Here is a 16,774-nt window from a genome sequence, read left to right as displayed (position 1 = left end):
AGCCGTCGGCCCCACAGACGTCGGCCCCACAGACGTCGGCCCACAGATCCGTTCCAAGGGGGGGAACCACCCACCATGTCCTCGCGTGCCCCGTCCCGATCCGCGTCCTCGCCCGGTTCGCCGCTGTCGCTCCACGCACCGGTACTCGAACTCCGAGCGCTCACCCGCACCCACGGCACCGGCGTCGCCGAGGTGCAGGCCCTACGCGGCGTCGACCTCTCCGTGCACACCGGTGAGCTCATCGCCGTGATGGGCCCCTCCGGCTCCGGCAAGTCCACCCTGCTGACCATCGCGGGCGGTCTCGACACCGCGACCAGCGGCCAGGTCATCATCGAGGGCCAGGACATCTCCGGCCTCGGACGCAAAGGCGTCGCCGCTCTGCGCCGCCGCAGCGTCGGCTATGTCTTCCAGGACTACAACCTGATCCCGGCACTCACCGCCGCCGAGAACATCGCCCTGCCGCGCGAGCTCGACGGGGTCTCCGCGCGCAAGGCCCGCAAGGAGGCACGGGCGGCGCTGGAGGAGTTGAAGCTCCTGAAGGTCGCCGACCGGTTCCCGGACGAGATGTCCGGCGGCCAGCAGCAGCGCGTCGCGATCGCCCGTGCGCTGGTGGGGGACCGGCGCCTCGTGCTCGCCGACGAACCGACCGGGGCCCTCGACTCCGAGACCGGCGAGGCCGTGCTCGCGCTGCTGCGCAAACGCTGCGACCAGGGTGCGGCCGGCGTGATGGTGACACACGAGCCGCGGTTCGCCGCCTGGGCGGACCGGGTGGTCTTCCTCCGCGACGGTTCGATCGTCGACCAGACGCTCACCGCCGGTGCCGACTCGCTGCTGGCTGCCGAGGGCGCCCAGTGAGCGTCTTCACGGGCTGGCGCGCCTCCCTCCGGATAGCCAGGCGCGACGCAATGCGTGCCAAGGGCCGCAGCGCGCTGGTGGTCGCGATGATCGCGGTCCCGGTACTAGGGGTCACGGCCCTCGACGTGACGTACCGCAGTGTCACACCGACCACCTCCGAGCAGCTGACGGCCGAAATGGGCTCCGCCGACGCGCTCTTCAGCGACCCGCAGGTCGGCCCCATCGAGCAGATGCCCGACGGGGAGATGTACAACGAAATCGGAGGCGGCCGGCTGGAGAACGACACCGGCCCCTCGGTCGACATCAGAACCACGTTCCCCAAGGGCTCACGGGCGATCAGCATCCAGTCCGTCCCGGCGAGCGTCACCACCAAGTACGGCATCGCCGACACCGAAGTCCGCGAGTTCCGCACGTCGGACAAGCTGGCCCGCGGCAAGATCGACCTGGTTCGCGGAACCTACCCGCACGGCAAGGGCGAGGTGGCCGCCACCGAACCGTTCCTCAAGTCGACCGGGCTGCACATCGGTTCAACCACCACCCTGCGCAACTCCGGTGAGAAGTACACGATCACCGGAGTGGTCGAGCAGCCCGACGAGCTGAAGGCCAAGGCTCTGTACGCCGACCCGGGAACGGTCATCGCGCCGTGGAAGGCCAAGGCCGACCACGACAAGAAGGTGCTGCCGCCGAACGCCAATTCCAAGAACTGGCTGGTCAAGGCGCCCGAAGGGGTGGGGGTGACCTGGCCGCACATCATGGAGGCCAATAAGTCGGGCATCCTCGTCAAGTCCCGCCAGGTCGTCCTCGCCCCGCCGCCGGACTCCGAGGTCCCACTGGCCAAGAACGCCCCCAACATGTACTTGGACAGTTCCAAGGACCTGAGCGTGGCCCTCATCACCGTGATTTCCATGGCGGTCCTGGAGATCGTGCTGCTCGCCGGACCTGCCTTCGCCGTCGGTGCGCGCCGCTCCCGCCGTCAGCTCGGCCTGCTCGGCACCTGCGGCGGAGACAAGAGCCATGTGCGGGCCGTGGTGCTCGGCGGCGGTCTGGTGCTCGGCGGCGCCGGGGCCGTGGCCGGTGTGGTGGCCGGGCTCGGGCTGACCGCGGCGTTTCGCCCCGTGATCGAAGACTGGGCCGGGACACGCTTCGGCTCCCTCTCCCTGAAGCCCGCGGAGCTGTTTGCCATCGCCGCGCTCGGCCTGATCACCGGTCTCCTGGCGGCGTTCGCCCCGGCGATCGTGGCGAGCCGGCAGTCGGTACTGGAGTCGCTCACAGGACGGCGCGGCGTCCGCCGCTCCTCCCGCGTGCTGCCCATCCTGGGCGTCTGCTTGCTGGCCATCGGTTGTGCCGTCGCCGTCCTCGGCGGCACCAGCGGAAAATCGGTACTGGTCGTCGGCGGCTCGATCACCGCCGAACTCGGGCTGCTCGCCTGCATCCCGGTGATCGTCGGCTTCCTCGGGCGGCTCGGCAAGAGACTGCCTCTCTCGCCCCGGATGGCGCTGCGGGACGCGGCCCGCAACCGCGGTCGTACCGCTCCCGCCGTGGCCGCGGTGATGGCGGCCGTCGCGGGTTCGGTCGCCATCGCCACATACGCGGCCAGCCGTTCGGCCCAGGCGGAGTACGACTACATTCCCTCGCTCGCCAAGGGGGCCATCGTCATTGCGTCCGGCGACGAGAAGGCGGCCGAGCGCCTCCCGCTGGCTCGGACAGCGGTGGAGCGGAACATGGACGTCACCAGCAAACCCGTGAATTTCCGGCGGGTCTGGGCAGGCAGCGACTGCTACGTCTACGAGGATAGCCAGTGCAACTCGCTGGAACTCGTCAAGCCCACCGGCAAAGCCCGCAGCTGCCCGCTCACTGGCAAGGGAGCCAAGAAACTGGCCGCGCGGCTCTCCGCCGACGAGCACAAGAAGCTGATGAGTTCCCCCGTCTGCCTCGACCTGGTGGGGTCGGGCGTCTTCAACACCGATGAGAGCAACATCGTCGTCGCGGACGCGGCCCTGCTCGACACGTATGTGAAGCTCGACGACCCGGAAGCCGCCAAGGCACTGGCCGCGGGCACACCGGTGCTGCTCAACCCGGTGTACGCGGAGAACGGGGAGGTCACCATCAAGGCGGTGCACCAGTACAGCGAGAAGGACAGAACGAACTGGAAGCTGCACCCGGGCAAGGCGCGGACCACTGTGGACAAGCTGAAGGTGTACGTAGCCCCGGCGAAGTACGCTGCCACCCCTGGAATCCGCATGATCCTCCCAGAGAAGACCGCAGAGCGGCTCGGCCTGCACACCAGGGTGTCCGGGAGCGTGTATGCCGTCGGCCATGCGCCGACGGACGCCGAGTACCAGCGGGTCAACAGTGCCATCGAGCAGGCGGGCGGCGGCATGTGGGTGCAGTCCGAACGCGGCCTCGGCCAGGAGCAGGACACCATCTTGCTGGTCCTGACCCTGTTCGCCGGCGTGGTGACCCTGGGCGCGGCCGCGATCACTACGGGCCTCGCCAAGGCGGACGCGGAAGCCGATCTCAACACTCTCAGCGCGGTTGGTGCGACTGACGGCATGCGGCGGAAGCTGTCCGGCTTCCAGTGCGTGGTGGTGGCGCTGACGGGTGTGGTGCTCGGCACACTGGCAGGCGTGGTGCCCGCGGTGGCACTGCGCCTCACCGACCTGCGGGAGGCACTGCAGGTGATGCGGGCGGATCCCACGCAGTCGGCGTACACGCCGATCGTGCTGCCCTGGGAAACCCTCGGTCTGCTCGTCGTGTGTGTTCCGATGTTGGCCGGTTTGCTCGCGGCGGCGTTCACGCGGTCGCGCCTGGTGCTGGCACGGCGGGCCGGATGATGACGCGGGCGGTGCGGTCAGTGGCCTGACCGGCTGATTCGGTGCCCTCGTAAACGGTGGATCAACCGTTTACGGGGGCACCACCGTGTTGTACGGCAGGTGTGCGAGACAATGGCGCCATGGAGATGCCGAGGAATGAACGGTCGCAGGAGCACCCCCAAGTCCTCGTAGTGGGGCAGGACGGCATGGCGATCGGCGGCGGTGGCACTGACGACGAATCGCGTGAGGTCCCAGTGACGGAGATGGTCGAACAGCCCGCCAAGGTCATGCGCATCGGCAGCATGATCAAGCAGCTCCTGGAGGAGGTCAGGGCGGCTCCTCTCGACGAGGCGAGCCGGGTAAGGCTCAAGGAAATCCACGCAAGCTCCGTGAAGGAGCTGGAGGACGGCCTCGCACCGGAGCTGGTGGAGGAGCTCGAGCGGCTCTCCCTGCCGTTCACCGATGAGTCGGTACCTTCCGAGGCGGAACTCCGCATTGCGCAGGCCCAGTTGGTGGGCTGGCTGGAGGGCCTCTTCCACGGCATCCAAACGGCGCTGTTCGCCCAGCAGATGGCGGCACGGGCCCAGCTGGAGCAGATGCGGCGCGCCCTTCCGTCGGGGAGCGGACACGAGGATCAGGACGGCAGCGGGGACCAGCACGGGGCCATCCGGTCGGGCCCTTATCTCTAGCCCGTACATCGCAATTGGTTCGCGCACCTAGATCACATGGCAACATCAAGGCCCGGCGCACATGGTCAACGACCTGTGCGCCGGGCCTTTTCCTGCGCAGTGGGGGAGGCGGCGCTTCAGCCCGTGGGTGTCTGCAGAAGCACCTTGCCGATGTGTGCGCTGGACTCCAGCACCCGGTGAGCCTCGGCGGCATCGGGCATCGGCAGCGTGCGGTCCACGACCGGCCGGACGACACCGTCGGCGATCAGCGGCCAGACGTGCTCGCGTACGGCGGCGACGATGGCGGCCTTCTCGGCGAGCGGTCGGCCACGCAGCGAGGTCGCGGTGATGGCGGCCCGCTTGTTCAGAAGAGCGCTCAGATTCAGCTCGCCCTTGACGCCGCCCTGGAGGCCGATGATGGCCAGCCGGCCGTTGACGGCGAGTGCCTTCACATTCCGGTCCAGGTACTTCGCGCCGACGATGTCGAGGATGACGTCCGCACCGGCCCCCTCCGTCGCCTTGCGCAGCTCCTGGACGAAGTCCTGCTCCCGGTAGTCGATCAGGATGTCGGCCCCGAGCTCCGCGCAGCGCGCGAGCTTCTCCGGTCCGCCCGCGGTCACCGCGACCCGTGCACCCACGGCCTTGGCGAGCTGGATCGCCATCGTGCCGATGCCGCTGGATCCGCCGTGCACCAACAGCGTCTCGCCAGGGCGTAGATGGGCCACCATGAACACGTTCGACCAGACCGTGGCCGTCACCTCGGGCAGTGCTGCGGCCAGAGTCAGGTCGACTCCGTCCGGTACGGGCAGCAGCTGCCCGGCGGGGACGGCGACCTTCTCCGCGTAACCGCCGCCTGCGAGCAGTGCACACACCTCGTCACCGACCGCCCAGCCGGTGACACCGGGCCCGATCGCCGAGATGCGGCCCGCGCACTCCAGGCCCGGATACGGGGACGCGCCGGGCGGCGGGTTGTAGAACCCCTGCCGTTGCAGCACGTCGGCGCGATTGACAGCGCTGGACACGACATCGACGAGGACCTCGCCCGCGCCGGCTACCGGATCTGGCACCTCGGCCCATACGAGCGCCTCGGGGCCACCGGGTTCGGGGATCGTGATCGCATACATGGCGGCGAGGCTACTCCGCGGCGCAGACCGGGCAACGCCGTGACGCCGTGAGACGGGCGACACCGGGGGCAGCGGGCCGGGCGACACCGTGGGCGGCGGGCGAAGCCATGGGCGGCGGGCGACGCCGTTGGCGGCGGGCCGGGCCGGGCCGGCGGAAGCAAACCATGCCTTGGCGACGCCCGCTACCTGCGCGGCGCGATTCCCGGCTACGGTCGCGGCGTACCCGTAGCCGGGTAGCTCAGCGGTGGTTCGTTCGAGGCACGCACGATGGTGATCAAACGGTCCGTCAACTGCAGCGGACTGGCCGCCGGATCGTCGTATCCGATCAGCCGATGCCCGCGCAGCACGCTGACCACGAGATCGTCGGTCTCCCGGACGCTCTTGCCCACCTCGGCCTTTATCACCGGCCGTTCAACGAGATCGAGACCGCTGCCCTGCTGGATCAGATCCTCCATCACCGTGCCCGCGCTGGGGCTGAGGACGGAGAGGCCGAGAAGTCGACCCGCCGCGCTGGCGCTGGTGATCACGGCGTCGGCGCCGGACTGCCGGAGCAGCGGAGCGTTCTCCTCCTCACGCACCGCGGCGACGATCTTCGCGCCGCGGTTGAGCTGCCGCGCCGTCAACGCCACCAGCACCGCCGTGTCGTCGCGCTGGGTGGCGATGATGATCTGACGTGCCTTCTGGAACTCGGCCCGCAAAAGCACCTCGCTGCGGGTCGCATCGCCGACCACGCCCACGAACCCTTCGGCGTTGGCGATCTCAATCACCTTGGTCGCCGGGTCGACGATGACGATCTGTTCCTTCTTCAGGCCGCTGGCCCGCAGGGTCTGAATGGCCGAACGGCCCTTCGTGCCAAAGCCGACGACAACGGTGTGGTCACGCAAGTTGGTTCTCCAACGCTTCAGCCGAAAGTCCTCCCGGGTCCGTTCCGTAAGGACCTCGAGAGTGGTGCCGACCAGGATGATCAGGAAGAGCACCCGCAGCGGTGTCACGAGCAACACATTGGTGAGCCGGGCAGCGTCCCCGTACGGGGTGATGTCGCCGTAGCCGGTGGTGGAGAGGGTGACCGTCGCGTAGTACACCGCGTCCAGCAGGTCGACCGTGCCATCGGCAGCGTCGTGATATCCATCGCGGTCGAGCCAGACGATCAGCACAGTGACGGCAAGCACCATCAACGCCATCATCAGCCGCTTGGCGACCTGCCGAGCCGGTCCGTAGACGACCCTGCGCGGGAGCTGCACCCGTGTGGGCGCGACATACTCGTCGGCGCGCCTGGCCATCGCATCGTGGCCGGGAAGTTTCACGTGAAACACCCTTCCGTCCACGGCGTCGCCGAGGCCCACGGCAGGTCAAGAATCTCCACCTCAGTGCCGGACCGTACCCCGCCCGGTGGTACGACGGCCAGCCCGTCCGCCGCGGCAATTCCTCGGAGCATCGCCGGACCGTTGTAGTGCAGCGGTATGACGTACTCGGCTCCACTGCCGGTGCCCGCGTCGCCGAGGTAACCGGCGCTGTCGCCGGTGCTGCCTGTGCGGCGGACGACAGGCACCAGACGGGTGTCGTGCGGGTGCCCGTGCACCTCGTCGTGCACGACGACCCGGTACGGTGTCTCCGGCGTAAGGCCCGCCAGCCCGCGGAGCAGCGGTTCGGCGAGCGTGAGGAGCCCGGAGACAGCGGCCAGGGGATTGCCGGGCAGTCCAACGAGATACGGGCCCACGTCTGAACCCTCCGTCTTGAGTCTGGCCAGCAGCATCGGGTGACCGGGGCGGACCGCGACACCGTCGACCAGCAGCTCGGCCCCGATCTCGGCCAGGACTGGGTGGACGTGGTCGACAGGGCCCGAGGCGGTACCGCCGGTGGTGATGACCAGAGCGGCGTCGGAGGTGGTGAGGAAGTGCCGGAGGGCCGCCGCGTCGTCGCCGAGACGCTGCGGGGCGGAGACCTCGGCGCCCAGCGCTCGGAGCCAGGGCCCGATCATCGGGCCGAGCGCGTCACGGATCAGCCCGTCGTGCGGCAGACCGCTGGTCAGCAGTTCGTCACCGAGGACGAGGATGTCGACGCGAGGGCGGGCGACGGTAACGAGCTCGTCGTACCCGGCAGCGGCGGCCAGACCGAGGACAGCTGGAGTCACCAGGGCTCCTGCGGGCAGGAGTTGATCGCCGGAACGACATTCCTGACCACGGGGCCTGATGTCCTGTCCGGGGAGCACCTGATGCTTCGCGTGAAGCAGCCCCTTGACCTCGTCCACGTGAGCGTTTTCGCTGCGGATCACGGCGTTGGCATCCGCCGGGATGCGGGCGCCGGTAGCGATACGTATGGCATCGCCGTCGGGGAGCGTGGCGGGGGTGCTGTGCCCGGCAAGGATGCCCAGATCCTGGCCTGGGCGTGAACCTGCACCCGTGTCCCCGGAACTCTTCTCGTTTCCGGCTCCCTCGGCCTTGCGGATGGCCCACGGCCCCGGTCCGGTGACGACCCAGCCGTCCATGGCGGAGGTGTCGAAGGACGGCAGATCGGTGAGCGCGACCAGCGGCTCGGCGAGTACGTGTCCGAGCGTCTGGTCGAGGGGGAGTCGCCGGACGCGGGCGGGAGCATCCCGGCCCGACCGCGCGGCGAGGGCACGCGCCTGCCGCCAGGGCGTCGCCCGCCTGTGCCGGTGCCGGTCGGCGCTCCGGTTCGGGGGCGGGGGCGGAATCTGGGACGCGGACGCGAGTCTTTCCGTGCGGCGGGGCAGGTCCGTGGAGCTCGGTTGCGCCGAGAGGCCGAAGTCCATGAAGTGGGGCTGATCCGCGGGCTGAGGGCGACGTGCGAGGTGGGGCTCATCCGACGACTGATGCCCGACCAGAGCGAGAGCCTGTTCAACAGCCCTGTCCTCCTCGGCAGCCCGCAGCTCCTCAGGAGTCAGGCCTCGATGCGCCGTGGGAGGACGGCCGCTCGCCGAGGGCAGGTCGACGGCTGACGACGGGGTGGCCACCGAAGACGAGCTGACCGTCGAGGAGGAGTTGGTGGCCGCCGACCGATCACCTGCCTCCATTCCGCGGTCGGCCGACTCCGGATGGTCACAGGCCGAAGGCCCGAGCCCTGCCGAGGGCCTCACGCCCGCCGAAGGCCCGACGCCCATCGACGCGACGCCGACCGTCGGAGGTGGGTCTGGCCTGCCGTTGTGGGCTGTCATTGCGTCTCGTTCTCGTCCGCCCACCGAAGTGCGAGCGTGGCAGCCTTTCGGGCGGCCTCGGCCACCGCCGCCGGCCCGTCGCCGCTCGCCTTCGCCGCCGCGTACCCGACCAGGAAGGTCGTCAGGGGCGCGGCGGGCCGGGCGACGCCGTGGGCAGCATCACGGGCGAGATCGAGCAGGACGTCGGTGTCGACGTCGAGTTCGATGCCCAGTTCGTTCTTGACTGCGGTAATCCATTCGTCCAGCACGGTCCCATGCTCTCTGATACGGGCCCGTGCCGACGCAATGTCCTCCCAGGTGTCGCAGTCGAAGGAGGCGTGGGGGCCGGCCCCCACCCGGGCAAGGTCGAGTTCATTCGTCAGCAACCGCAGGGGCAGTCCGGACAGGCTGCCGTGCTCAGTGGCGAGCAGGGCGAGCTCGCGGCGCAGCGGTTCGGCGCGGTACACGGCGACGAGAGGCTGGTCGCGGCCGTCCTGATCGGTGCACAGGGCCCCGTCCCGCTGCCCGTCAACGGCGGCGGCCAGCAGCGCTCCGACCGCGCTCTCCCCGAGGAACGGCAGATCGGCGGAGAGTACGAGAACCCATTCCGCGGCGGTACACCGGACCCCGGCGCCGAGCGCGGCCAACGGGCCGCCGCCCTGCGGCTCTTCGCGCGTCCATGTCACTGCGCGCACGGTGGGCCGCCGCCCGCCAACCACCACGGTGGTCGAGGCATCGGCGCAGGCTGCCAGCACCCGGTCGAGCAGCGCACGGCCACCGACCCGGATTCCGGGCTTGTCGGCGCCGCCGAGCCGCTTGGCGGCCCCTCCGGCAAGGACGATGGCGTCATACGCGGTCATGCATCCGAGTATGCGGGCCGCGGCTTCCCGTTGATCCTCCCGTCCGTGATCCGGTGCATCAGCGACGGAAGGAAACGGGAGCCCGCGCCCCTTTCCGCCTACAACATGCGCAGCAGCACCGCCGGTTGTTCCACACAATCGGCCACATAGCGCAGGAAGCCACCCGCCGTACCGCCGTCGCAGACCCGGTGGTCGAAGGTCAGCGAGAGCTGGACAACCTGGCGTACGGCCAGCTCACCCTCGTGCACCCACGGCTTGGGCACGATCCGGCCGACACCCAGCATCGCCGCCTCCGGGTGGTTGATGATCGGGGTCGAACCGTCGACTCCGAACACCCCGTAGTTGTTCAGCGTGAACGTGCCGCCGGTCAGCTCCGCCGGGGTCAGCCTCCCGGTCCGGGCCACCTCGGTCAGCCGGGCGATCTCAGCCCCGATCGACTCCGCGTTCCGGGCCTGCGCATCCCGTACGACGGGGACAACCAGGCCCCGCTCGGTCTGGGCCGCGAACCCGAGATGGATCTCCGGCAACCGCACGATCTCCCCCGCTTCCAGGTCCACCGTGGAGTTGAGCTCGGGGAACCGGGCCAGCGCAGCGGTGCAGATACGCGCCAACAGGGCGAGCACCGACACCTTGGGCCCGGCGGCCGGACCGGTGGCGCTGTTCATCGCGGCTCTGGCCGCCATCAATTCGGTGGCGTCGGCGTCAACCCAGCACGTGGCATCGGGGATCTCCTGGCGGCTGCGCGCCAACTTGTCGGCGACTGCGCCCCGTATACCGCGCAACGGAATCCGCTCCACGGCCGGACTCGCAGCCTTCTGCGCCACCAGCGGCTGCGACGTCGGTTCCGAGGCCGGCTCCGGCACCGAGGCCGGCATGGGAGCCTCCGCCCCCTCTGCGAGTGCCCTGATCGCGGATTCGACATCGGCCCGCAGGATCAGCCCGTCGGGCCCGGAACCCGCCAGCTGCCGCAGATCAAGACCATGCTGCCGCGCCAGCTTCCGCACCAGCGGGGAGACGACGGCCACCGGCCCCTGCGCCGCGTCCGGAACAGCCTCAGAAGCCGCAGCCGCAGCCGTCACATGTGCGGCAGCAGGCGCCGCCATTTCCTCGGGACGGACCCGTCGACGGCGCGCCACCGGTGCGCCCGTCCCGTATCCGACCAGCACATTGCCGGACGCCTCCGCCTCACCGGACCCGGAACCGGACTCGCCTGAACCAGCCCCCGACCCCACAGCCGATGCCACTGCCCCAGCCCCAGCCCGCACGTCCGAGCCCGCCAAGCCCTCGGAACCCACCGCCACCGTCAACAGCGGTGCCCCGACCGGAAGTTCCTTGCCCTCGTCACCGAACCGCGCGGTCACCACACCCCCGTACGGGCACGGCACCTCCACCATCGCCTTGGCCGTCTCGACCTCGACGACCGGCTGGTCGATGGCGACGACATCGCCGACCTCCACCAGCCAGCGCACGATCTCCGCCTCGGTGAGCCCTTCGCCGAGGTCCGGCAGCCTGAATTCGAATACCTGGGGCATCAGCTCTCCGCCTCCCACTGCAGGCGGGCGACCGCGTCGAGCACCCGGTCCACGCCCGGCAGATGGTGCCGCTCCTGCATCGGCGGCGGATACGGAATGTCGAACCCGGTGACCCGCAGCACCGGCGCCTCCAGATGGTGGAAGCAGCGCTCGGTGACCCGGGCCACGATCTCGCCGCCCGGACCGCCGAAACCGGATGACTCATGAACAACGACGGCGCGCCCCGTACGCCGCACGGAAGCGGCGACTGTCTCGTCGTCGAACGGCACCAGTGAGCGCAGGTCGACGACCTCGAGATCCCAGCCCTCTTCAACGGCCGCATCCGCAGCCTCCATACAGACCGGCAGCGACGGCCCGTACGTGATCAATGTCGCGCTGCGCCCGGGCCGGCGGACGACAGCCCGTCCGATCGGCTCCACGACCACCGGCGCCTCGGGCGACCAGTCCGCCTTCGACCAGTAGAGCCGCTTCGGCTCCAGGAAGACCACAGGATCGTCGGAGGCGATCGATGCCCTCAGCAGCCCGTACGCATCCTCGACCGTGGCGGGCGTGACGACATGGAGGCCGGGCGTCGCCATGTAGTACGCCTCCGAGGAATCGCTGTGATGCTCGACCCCGCCGATCCCGCCGCCGTACGGCACCCGGACCGTGATCGGCAACGGCATGGCACCGGCGGTCCGGTTGCGCATCTTGGCGACATGGCTGATGAGCTGCTCGAACGCTGGATAGGCAAAGGCATCGAACTGCATCTCCACCACGGGCCGCAACCCGTACATCGCCATACCGACGGCCGTGCCGAGGATGCCCGCCTCGGCCAGCGGGGTGTCCGTGCAACGGTCCTCGCCGAACTCCTTCGCCAGACCGTCGGTAATCCGGAAGACCCCACCGAGCGTGCCGACGTCCTCACCGAGGACATGCACCGCCGGGTCCTCGGCCATCGAGTCGCGCAGCGCTCGCCCGAGCGCCTGCGCCATGGTGGCGGGTTTGAGCTTCGCCGTTCGCTCCCCGGCCGGTACCGCTGCGGTGGTCATCGCCCTTCCTCCAGGTCGTTGTGGCCGTGCCGGCCCCGCTCGGCCTCCAGCTCGACACGCAACCGGGCGGCCTGCTCCCGTAGTTGCGTGGTCTGCTCCGCGTAGACATGGGCAAAGAGATCCATCGGTTCGAGCACCGGATCGGCGTTCATCCGCTCGCGCAGAGCGGCAGCCATCCCCTCCGCAGCCGCGCGCGCCCGCTCGATCCCGTCGTCGCCGAGCAACCCCCGCCCGGTCAGCTCCCGTTCCAGGAGCTGGATCGGATCGTGCGCACGCCACACCTCCACTTCGCTGGCGCCGCGGTACCGCGTGGCGTCGTCGGCGTTCGTATGGGCATCCATGCGGTACGTCACCGCCTCGACGAGCGTCGGACCGCCGCCGCTCCGGGCCCGTGCGACCGCCTCACCGAGGACCTGGTGCATGGCGGCTGCGTCATTACCGTCCACCAGCCGACCCGGCATCCCGTATCCCACGGCCTTGTGCGCCAGAGACGGAGCAGCGGTCTGCTTAGCCAGCGGTACAGAGATCGCGAAGCCGTTGTTCTGTACGAGGAAGACGACCGGGGCCCGCCAGACAGCCGCGAAATTCAGCGCCTCATGGAAATCGCCCTCGCTGGTCCCACCATCACCGACCATGGCCAGCGCCACCACATCGTCCCCTTTGAGGCGCGCCGCGTGTGCCAGGCCCACGGCGTGCGGCAGCTGGGTGGCGAGGGGGGTGCAGAGCGGGGCGATGCGGTGCTCTCGCGGGTCGTAACCGGTGTGCCGGTCGCCGCGCAGCAGCGTCAGTGCCTCGACCGGGTCCAGGCCGCGCGCCACGGCCGCCAGCGTGTCGCGATAACTGGGAAAGAGCCAGTCACGCTCCTCCAACACCAGCGCGGCCGCTATCTCGCAGGCCTCCTGCCCCGTGCTCGACGGGTAGACGGCGAGCCGACCCTGCTTGGTGAGAGCGGTGGCCTGCGCGTTGTACCGTCGGCCGCGCACCAGCTCCGCGTAGAGCCGCAGTAGCAGCTCGGGGTCGGCATCGGCCACGGCATCCGTACCGAGCACGCGGTACGGCTCGGGGTCCGGGAGCAGCGGCGCGGGATCGGTGAGCGGCTTCCAGGCCGGGGGCGGCGTGGGCCGGTAAGCGGCCGCGCCGGGCAGCTCTTGGACCGTCATGACAAGCACCTCCTGGCATCGAGGGGTTTTCGAGCGGCGTCTGGCTACATCGGGGGAAAGTCCGATGTCGAGGGGTGTCGAAATACATCGAAATGTCGAGCGCTGTCCGAGGCACGAATGTGGTGTGCCTCACCTACCGATTGTTCGGTCGCGAGCGCATTTTGGCTACAGGCACCTTCAGCCTGTGGACAAACGGTTCTCCACAGCCTGGGATAGGGGCAGGTCGTCCAGGACGGGGAGGCGCGGGCAGATGTCAGCTGAACAAATGGCCGACGGGGGCGAGGATCCGGGCCAGGTTCCGCCCGCGCGCCCGCTCGACGCCATCGACCGCGACATCCTGCGACTGCTCCAGACGGACGGCCGTGCCTCTATACGATCGGTGGCCGATCGCGTCCATGTGTCCCGGGCCAACGCGTATGCCCGGATCAACCGGCTCATCGACGATGGCGTGATCCGCGGTTTCAGCGCGCGCGTGAACCATGAGCGGGCAGGGCAGGGCGCCTCCGCGTACATCACTCTCAAGATCGTCCAGAATTCCTGGCGTACCGTGCGTGAGCAGCTCCAGGCGCTGCCAGGGGCCACGCACATCGCACTGGTCAGCGGCGACTTCGATGTCCTGCTGCTGGTGCACACCCCGGACAACCGGTCGCTGCGCGAGCTGGTCCTGACCAGGATCCAGGCCATCCCGGAGGTGCTCTCCACCCGCACACTTCTGGTGTTCGAGGAGACGGACCTGGCCCCGGGACCGGCCAGACCCACCGAGCTCACCTGACGGAAATCAGTGACCGTGAACCAGTGGTCCGAATCAAGACCGACACTTCTTCAGGAAGCGTACTTCTCGATGAACGCCCGGACCGTGGCCCAGTTCTTCACGCTGTTGAGCAGCGCCACCCCGTGCTCGCCCGCACCCTTGATGTAGACCAGCTTGTACTCCGACGCCTTGGTGCCGGCCCTGTCAACGGCTCAGCGGCTGGACCGCATCCCCTCGAAGGCCACCCGGACGAGCGTGTCCGCCAGCCGCTCCCCGTCGGCGCCGCCGTCCGGTTGTGGCCGGTACCACTCCACCAGGGAGTTGACCATCCCGAAAAGCAGCCGTGTCACCAGCCGTATGTCCACGTCGGAGCGGAGATCGCCGTCCGCGACCGCCGCCTCGAGCAGATCGGTCACCCGATGGTCGAACTCGCGCCGCCGCTCCATGGCCCAGCGCTCGGTCTTCGTATTGCCCCGTACGCGCAGCAGCAGCGTGACGTAGGGCAGTTCGGCTATCAGCACATCGACGGTACGACGGGTGACGTACTCGACCCGCTCGATCGCACTCCCCTGCGTGGCTCCCGGCTCGTCGAGGATTCCGAAGAGCCCGTCCAGCGCCCGGCTGACCGCACGGCGGAGCAGTTCCTCCTTGCCCGCGACATGATGGTAGATGGACGACTTGGAGATGCCCGCCGCCTTGGAGAGATGCTCCATGGATGTGCCGTCGTAGCCGCGCTCGTTGAAGACACGGACGGCGACGGTGAGCAGACTCTCCGGGGTGTACGTGTCCCGCTTGGCCGTGGTCATGTCCGCGATCCTCCCCTATGAGTTGTCCACAGGTTTGGCGGGCCCCCTTGTCCCGACCGATCGTTCGGTTACTCTAACTCTGTCCGCCCGTCCCTGCCCAGCTCGATGAGGAGTTGGTCCGTCATGGCCGCCGAGCTCTCCCCGCACCTGCTGTCCGAGAAGCACCGCCCCACGCTCGACCAGGCCCTCGACGCGATCCGTACGCGCGCCTACTGGTCCCCGCATCCCGAGCATCCGAAGGCATACGGCGAAGGCGGTGCCCCCGGCAGCCTGAGCGCCGCCGAGGGCAAGGCAGCCTTCGACGCCGTGCTGAACACCCGGCTCGACCTCGGCCAGCCTGGCACCGACGGCTGGACGGGCGGAGAGATCTCTCCGTACGGGCCCGAACTCGGCGTCGAATATCCGCACACCGACCTCGACGTCCTGCTTCCGGCGATGCGTATGGGAATGGCAGCCTGGCGTGCGGCGGGCCCCGAGACCAGGGCCCTGGTCTGTCTGGAGATCCTGGCGCGGATCAGTGCGAGGACCCATGAGTTCGGCCACGCCGTGATGCACACCAGCGGCCAGGCCTTCATGATGGCGTTCCAGGCAGGCGGCCCGCACGCCCAGGACCGCGGCCTGGAGGCGGTGGCGTACGCCTACGAGGAGCAGATCCGCACCCCGCAGAGCGCCGACTGGTCCAAGCCACAGGGCAAGCGCGACCCGCTCCAACTGCAGAAGTCGTTCACCGCGGCGCCCCGCGGCATCTCGCTCCTGATCGGCTGCAACACGTTTCCCACGTGGAACGGCTATCCGGGCCTCTTCGCCTCCCTGGCCACCGGCAACCCAGTCCTGGTGAAGCCGCACCCCCGCGCCGTGCTTCCGCTCGCGCTCACAGTGCAGCTGGCCCGCGAGGTGCTCTTCGAGGCGGGCTTCGATCCCAACCTGGTAGCCCTGGCGGCCGAACGGCCGGGCGAAGGCATCGCAAAGACCCTCGCGGTACGACCCGAGATCAAGATCATCGACTACACCGGCTCCACCGCCTTCGGCGACTGGCTGGAGACCAACGCCCGCCAGGCCCAGGTCTACACGGAGAAGGCCGGAGTCAACACGATCGTCTTCGACTCCACCGACAACTACCAGGGCATGCTCGCCAACCTGGCGTTCTCCCTCTCGCTGTACAGCGGCCAGATGTGCACCACCCCGCAGAACCTGCTGATCCCCCGGGACGGCATCACGACCGACGCCGGCGACAAGTCGTACAGCGAAGTCGTCGACGACATCGCCGCCGCGATCAATGGACTGCTGGGCGACGACGCCCGGGCCAACGCCCTGCTCGGCGCGCTGGTCAACCCCGATGTGAAGGCCCGCCTGGAGGCGGCCGCGGAGCTGGGCGAAGTCGCCCTGGCCTCCCGCGAGGTGGCCAACCCGGAATTCCCCGATGCCGTGGTCCGCACCCCCGTCGTCGTCAAGCTGGACGGCGCCAAGCCCGACGACGAGGAGCACTACCTGTCGGAGTGCTTCGGACCGGTCTCCTTCGCCGTAGCGGTCGACTCGACAGACCACGCCGTGGAACTGCTCCGCCGCACGATCCGCGACAGGGGCTCGATGACGGTAGGCGCGTACACCACCTCACCGGAAGTGGAGCGCGCGGTGGAGGATGTCTGCCTGGAAGAGTCGGCCCAGCTCTCGCTGAACCTGACCGGCGGGGTATACGTCAACCAGACCGCGGCGTTCTCCGACTTCCACGGCTCGGGCGGCAACCCGGCAGCGAACGCAGCCCTCTGTGACGGAGCCTTCGTAGCAAGCCGCTTCCGCATGGTGGAAGTCCGTCGCCAGGCGTAATACCCGCCCCTGCCCTTTTGGACTCGTCCGCCTCTCGCCTCCCCACCCAGCCCCTGCTCACCCCTCCCGGCTCCCTCAGCCCCTCCGGCGTTTGAGGAGCGGGGGTCCGGGGGGGGCGGAGCCCCGGTTACGGGAAGGGGCGGTGGAGGAACAGGCCCGCTACAGCCGCCGCCCCACCCGCACCCGCCGGCCCCACCTA

The 16,774-nt window shown here is 69.4% G+C and carries 13 protein-coding genes; 5 read left to right on the top strand and 8 right to left on the bottom strand.

Translation table 11 applies throughout. The features are described 5' to 3' along the window. Positions 1–75: 75 nt before the first annotated feature. From ABT115_RS03385 to ABT115_RS03375, 3 genes are all read left to right on the top strand, one after another. Positions 76–855, top strand: coding sequence for an ABC transporter ATP-binding protein (locus ABT115_RS03385; protein ID WP_351783509.1), 780 nt, complete (start codon positions 76–78; stop codon positions 853–855). After that, positions 852–3,689 (top strand): FtsX-like permease family protein, encoded by a 2,838-nt coding sequence (locus tag ABT115_RS03380; protein ID WP_351783507.1) that lies wholly within the window; start codon positions 852–854, stop codon positions 3,687–3,689. Before ABT115_RS03385 ends, ABT115_RS03380 begins: the two co-directional genes overlap by 4 nt. A 119-nt stretch (positions 3,690–3,808) precedes the next feature. Further along, positions 3,809–4,357: a bacterial proteasome activator family protein gene (locus ABT115_RS03375; RefSeq protein WP_351783505.1), complete on the top strand. Its 549-nt coding sequence runs from the start codon at positions 3,809–3,811 to the stop codon at positions 4,355–4,357. Between the two features lie 116 nt (positions 4,358–4,473). Here the strand turns inward: ABT115_RS03375 and ABT115_RS03370 are convergent, their stop codons facing one another. The 7 genes from ABT115_RS03370 to pdhA all read right to left on the bottom strand — a co-directional run bounded on the left by ABT115_RS03370 (position 4,474) and on the right by pdhA (position 13,194). Beyond that, positions 4,474–5,460: an NAD(P)H-quinone oxidoreductase gene (locus tag ABT115_RS03370; protein WP_351783503.1), complete on the bottom strand. Its 987-nt coding sequence runs from the start codon at positions 5,458–5,460 to the stop codon at positions 4,474–4,476. Positions 5,461–5,666: 206 nt separating this feature from the next. Then, complete coding sequence (locus tag ABT115_RS03365) at positions 5,667–6,803, bottom strand: potassium channel family protein (RefSeq protein WP_351783501.1); 1,137 nt, start codon at positions 6,801–6,803, stop codon at positions 5,667–5,669. After that, positions 6,761–8,491: a molybdopterin molybdotransferase MoeA gene (locus tag ABT115_RS03360; RefSeq protein ID WP_502969017.1), complete on the bottom strand. Its 1,731-nt coding sequence runs from the start codon at positions 8,489–8,491 to the stop codon at positions 6,761–6,763. Before ABT115_RS03360 ends, ABT115_RS03365 begins: the two co-directional genes overlap by 43 nt. A 137-nt stretch (positions 8,492–8,628) precedes the next feature. Then, a complete protein-coding gene (locus ABT115_RS03355) occupies positions 8,629–9,471 on the bottom strand; it encodes an NTP transferase domain-containing protein (RefSeq protein WP_351783499.1) in 843 nt (280 codons plus the stop codon). Between the two features lie 98 nt (positions 9,472–9,569). Next, the gene (locus tag ABT115_RS03350; RefSeq protein ID WP_351783497.1) at positions 9,570–11,003 is read right to left on the bottom strand and encodes a dihydrolipoamide acetyltransferase family protein; all 1,434 of its coding nucleotides are present in this window, start codon (positions 11,001–11,003) and stop codon (positions 9,570–9,572) included. Continuing rightward, on the bottom strand, positions 11,003–12,034 hold the full coding sequence (locus tag ABT115_RS03345; protein WP_351783495.1) for an alpha-ketoacid dehydrogenase subunit beta: 1,032 nt from the start codon (positions 12,032–12,034) through the stop codon (positions 11,003–11,005). The genes ABT115_RS03350 and ABT115_RS03345 overlap by 1 nt, the downstream gene beginning before the upstream one ends. After that, entirely contained in the window at positions 12,031–13,194 is a 1,164-nt protein-coding gene (gene pdhA / locus ABT115_RS03340; protein WP_351783493.1) for a pyruvate dehydrogenase (acetyl-transferring) E1 component subunit alpha, read from the bottom strand. Before pdhA ends, ABT115_RS03345 begins: the two co-directional genes overlap by 4 nt. A 265-nt stretch (positions 13,195–13,459) precedes the next feature. Here pdhA and ABT115_RS03335 point away from each other — a divergent pair, with 265 nt between their 5' ends. Beyond that, positions 13,460–13,966, top strand: coding sequence for an Lrp/AsnC family transcriptional regulator (locus ABT115_RS03335; protein WP_502969021.1), 507 nt, complete (start codon positions 13,460–13,462; stop codon positions 13,964–13,966). Between the two features lie 191 nt (positions 13,967–14,157). On the opposite strand, the gene ABT115_RS03330 is transcribed toward ABT115_RS03335, so the two are convergent. Beyond that, positions 14,158–14,751 carry a TetR/AcrR family transcriptional regulator gene (locus ABT115_RS03330; RefSeq protein ID WP_351783489.1) on the bottom strand — a complete coding sequence of 198 codons (594 nt, stop codon included), beginning with the start codon at positions 14,749–14,751 and terminating at the stop codon, positions 14,158–14,160. A 123-nt stretch (positions 14,752–14,874) separates the two neighbouring features. Between ABT115_RS03330 and paaN the strand changes: the two genes are divergently transcribed. Then, on the top strand, positions 14,875–16,575 hold the full coding sequence (gene paaN, locus ABT115_RS03325) for a phenylacetic acid degradation protein PaaN (protein WP_351783487.1): 1,701 nt from the start codon (positions 14,875–14,877) through the stop codon (positions 16,573–16,575). Positions 16,576–16,774 lie beyond the last annotated feature (199 nt).

This window comes from Streptomyces sp. NPDC001832 (assembly GCF_040297265.1).
Classification (GTDB): Bacteria; Actinomycetota; Actinomycetes; order Streptomycetales; family Streptomycetaceae; genus Streptomyces.
This window is presented reverse-complemented; position numbering and strand designations above follow the sequence as displayed.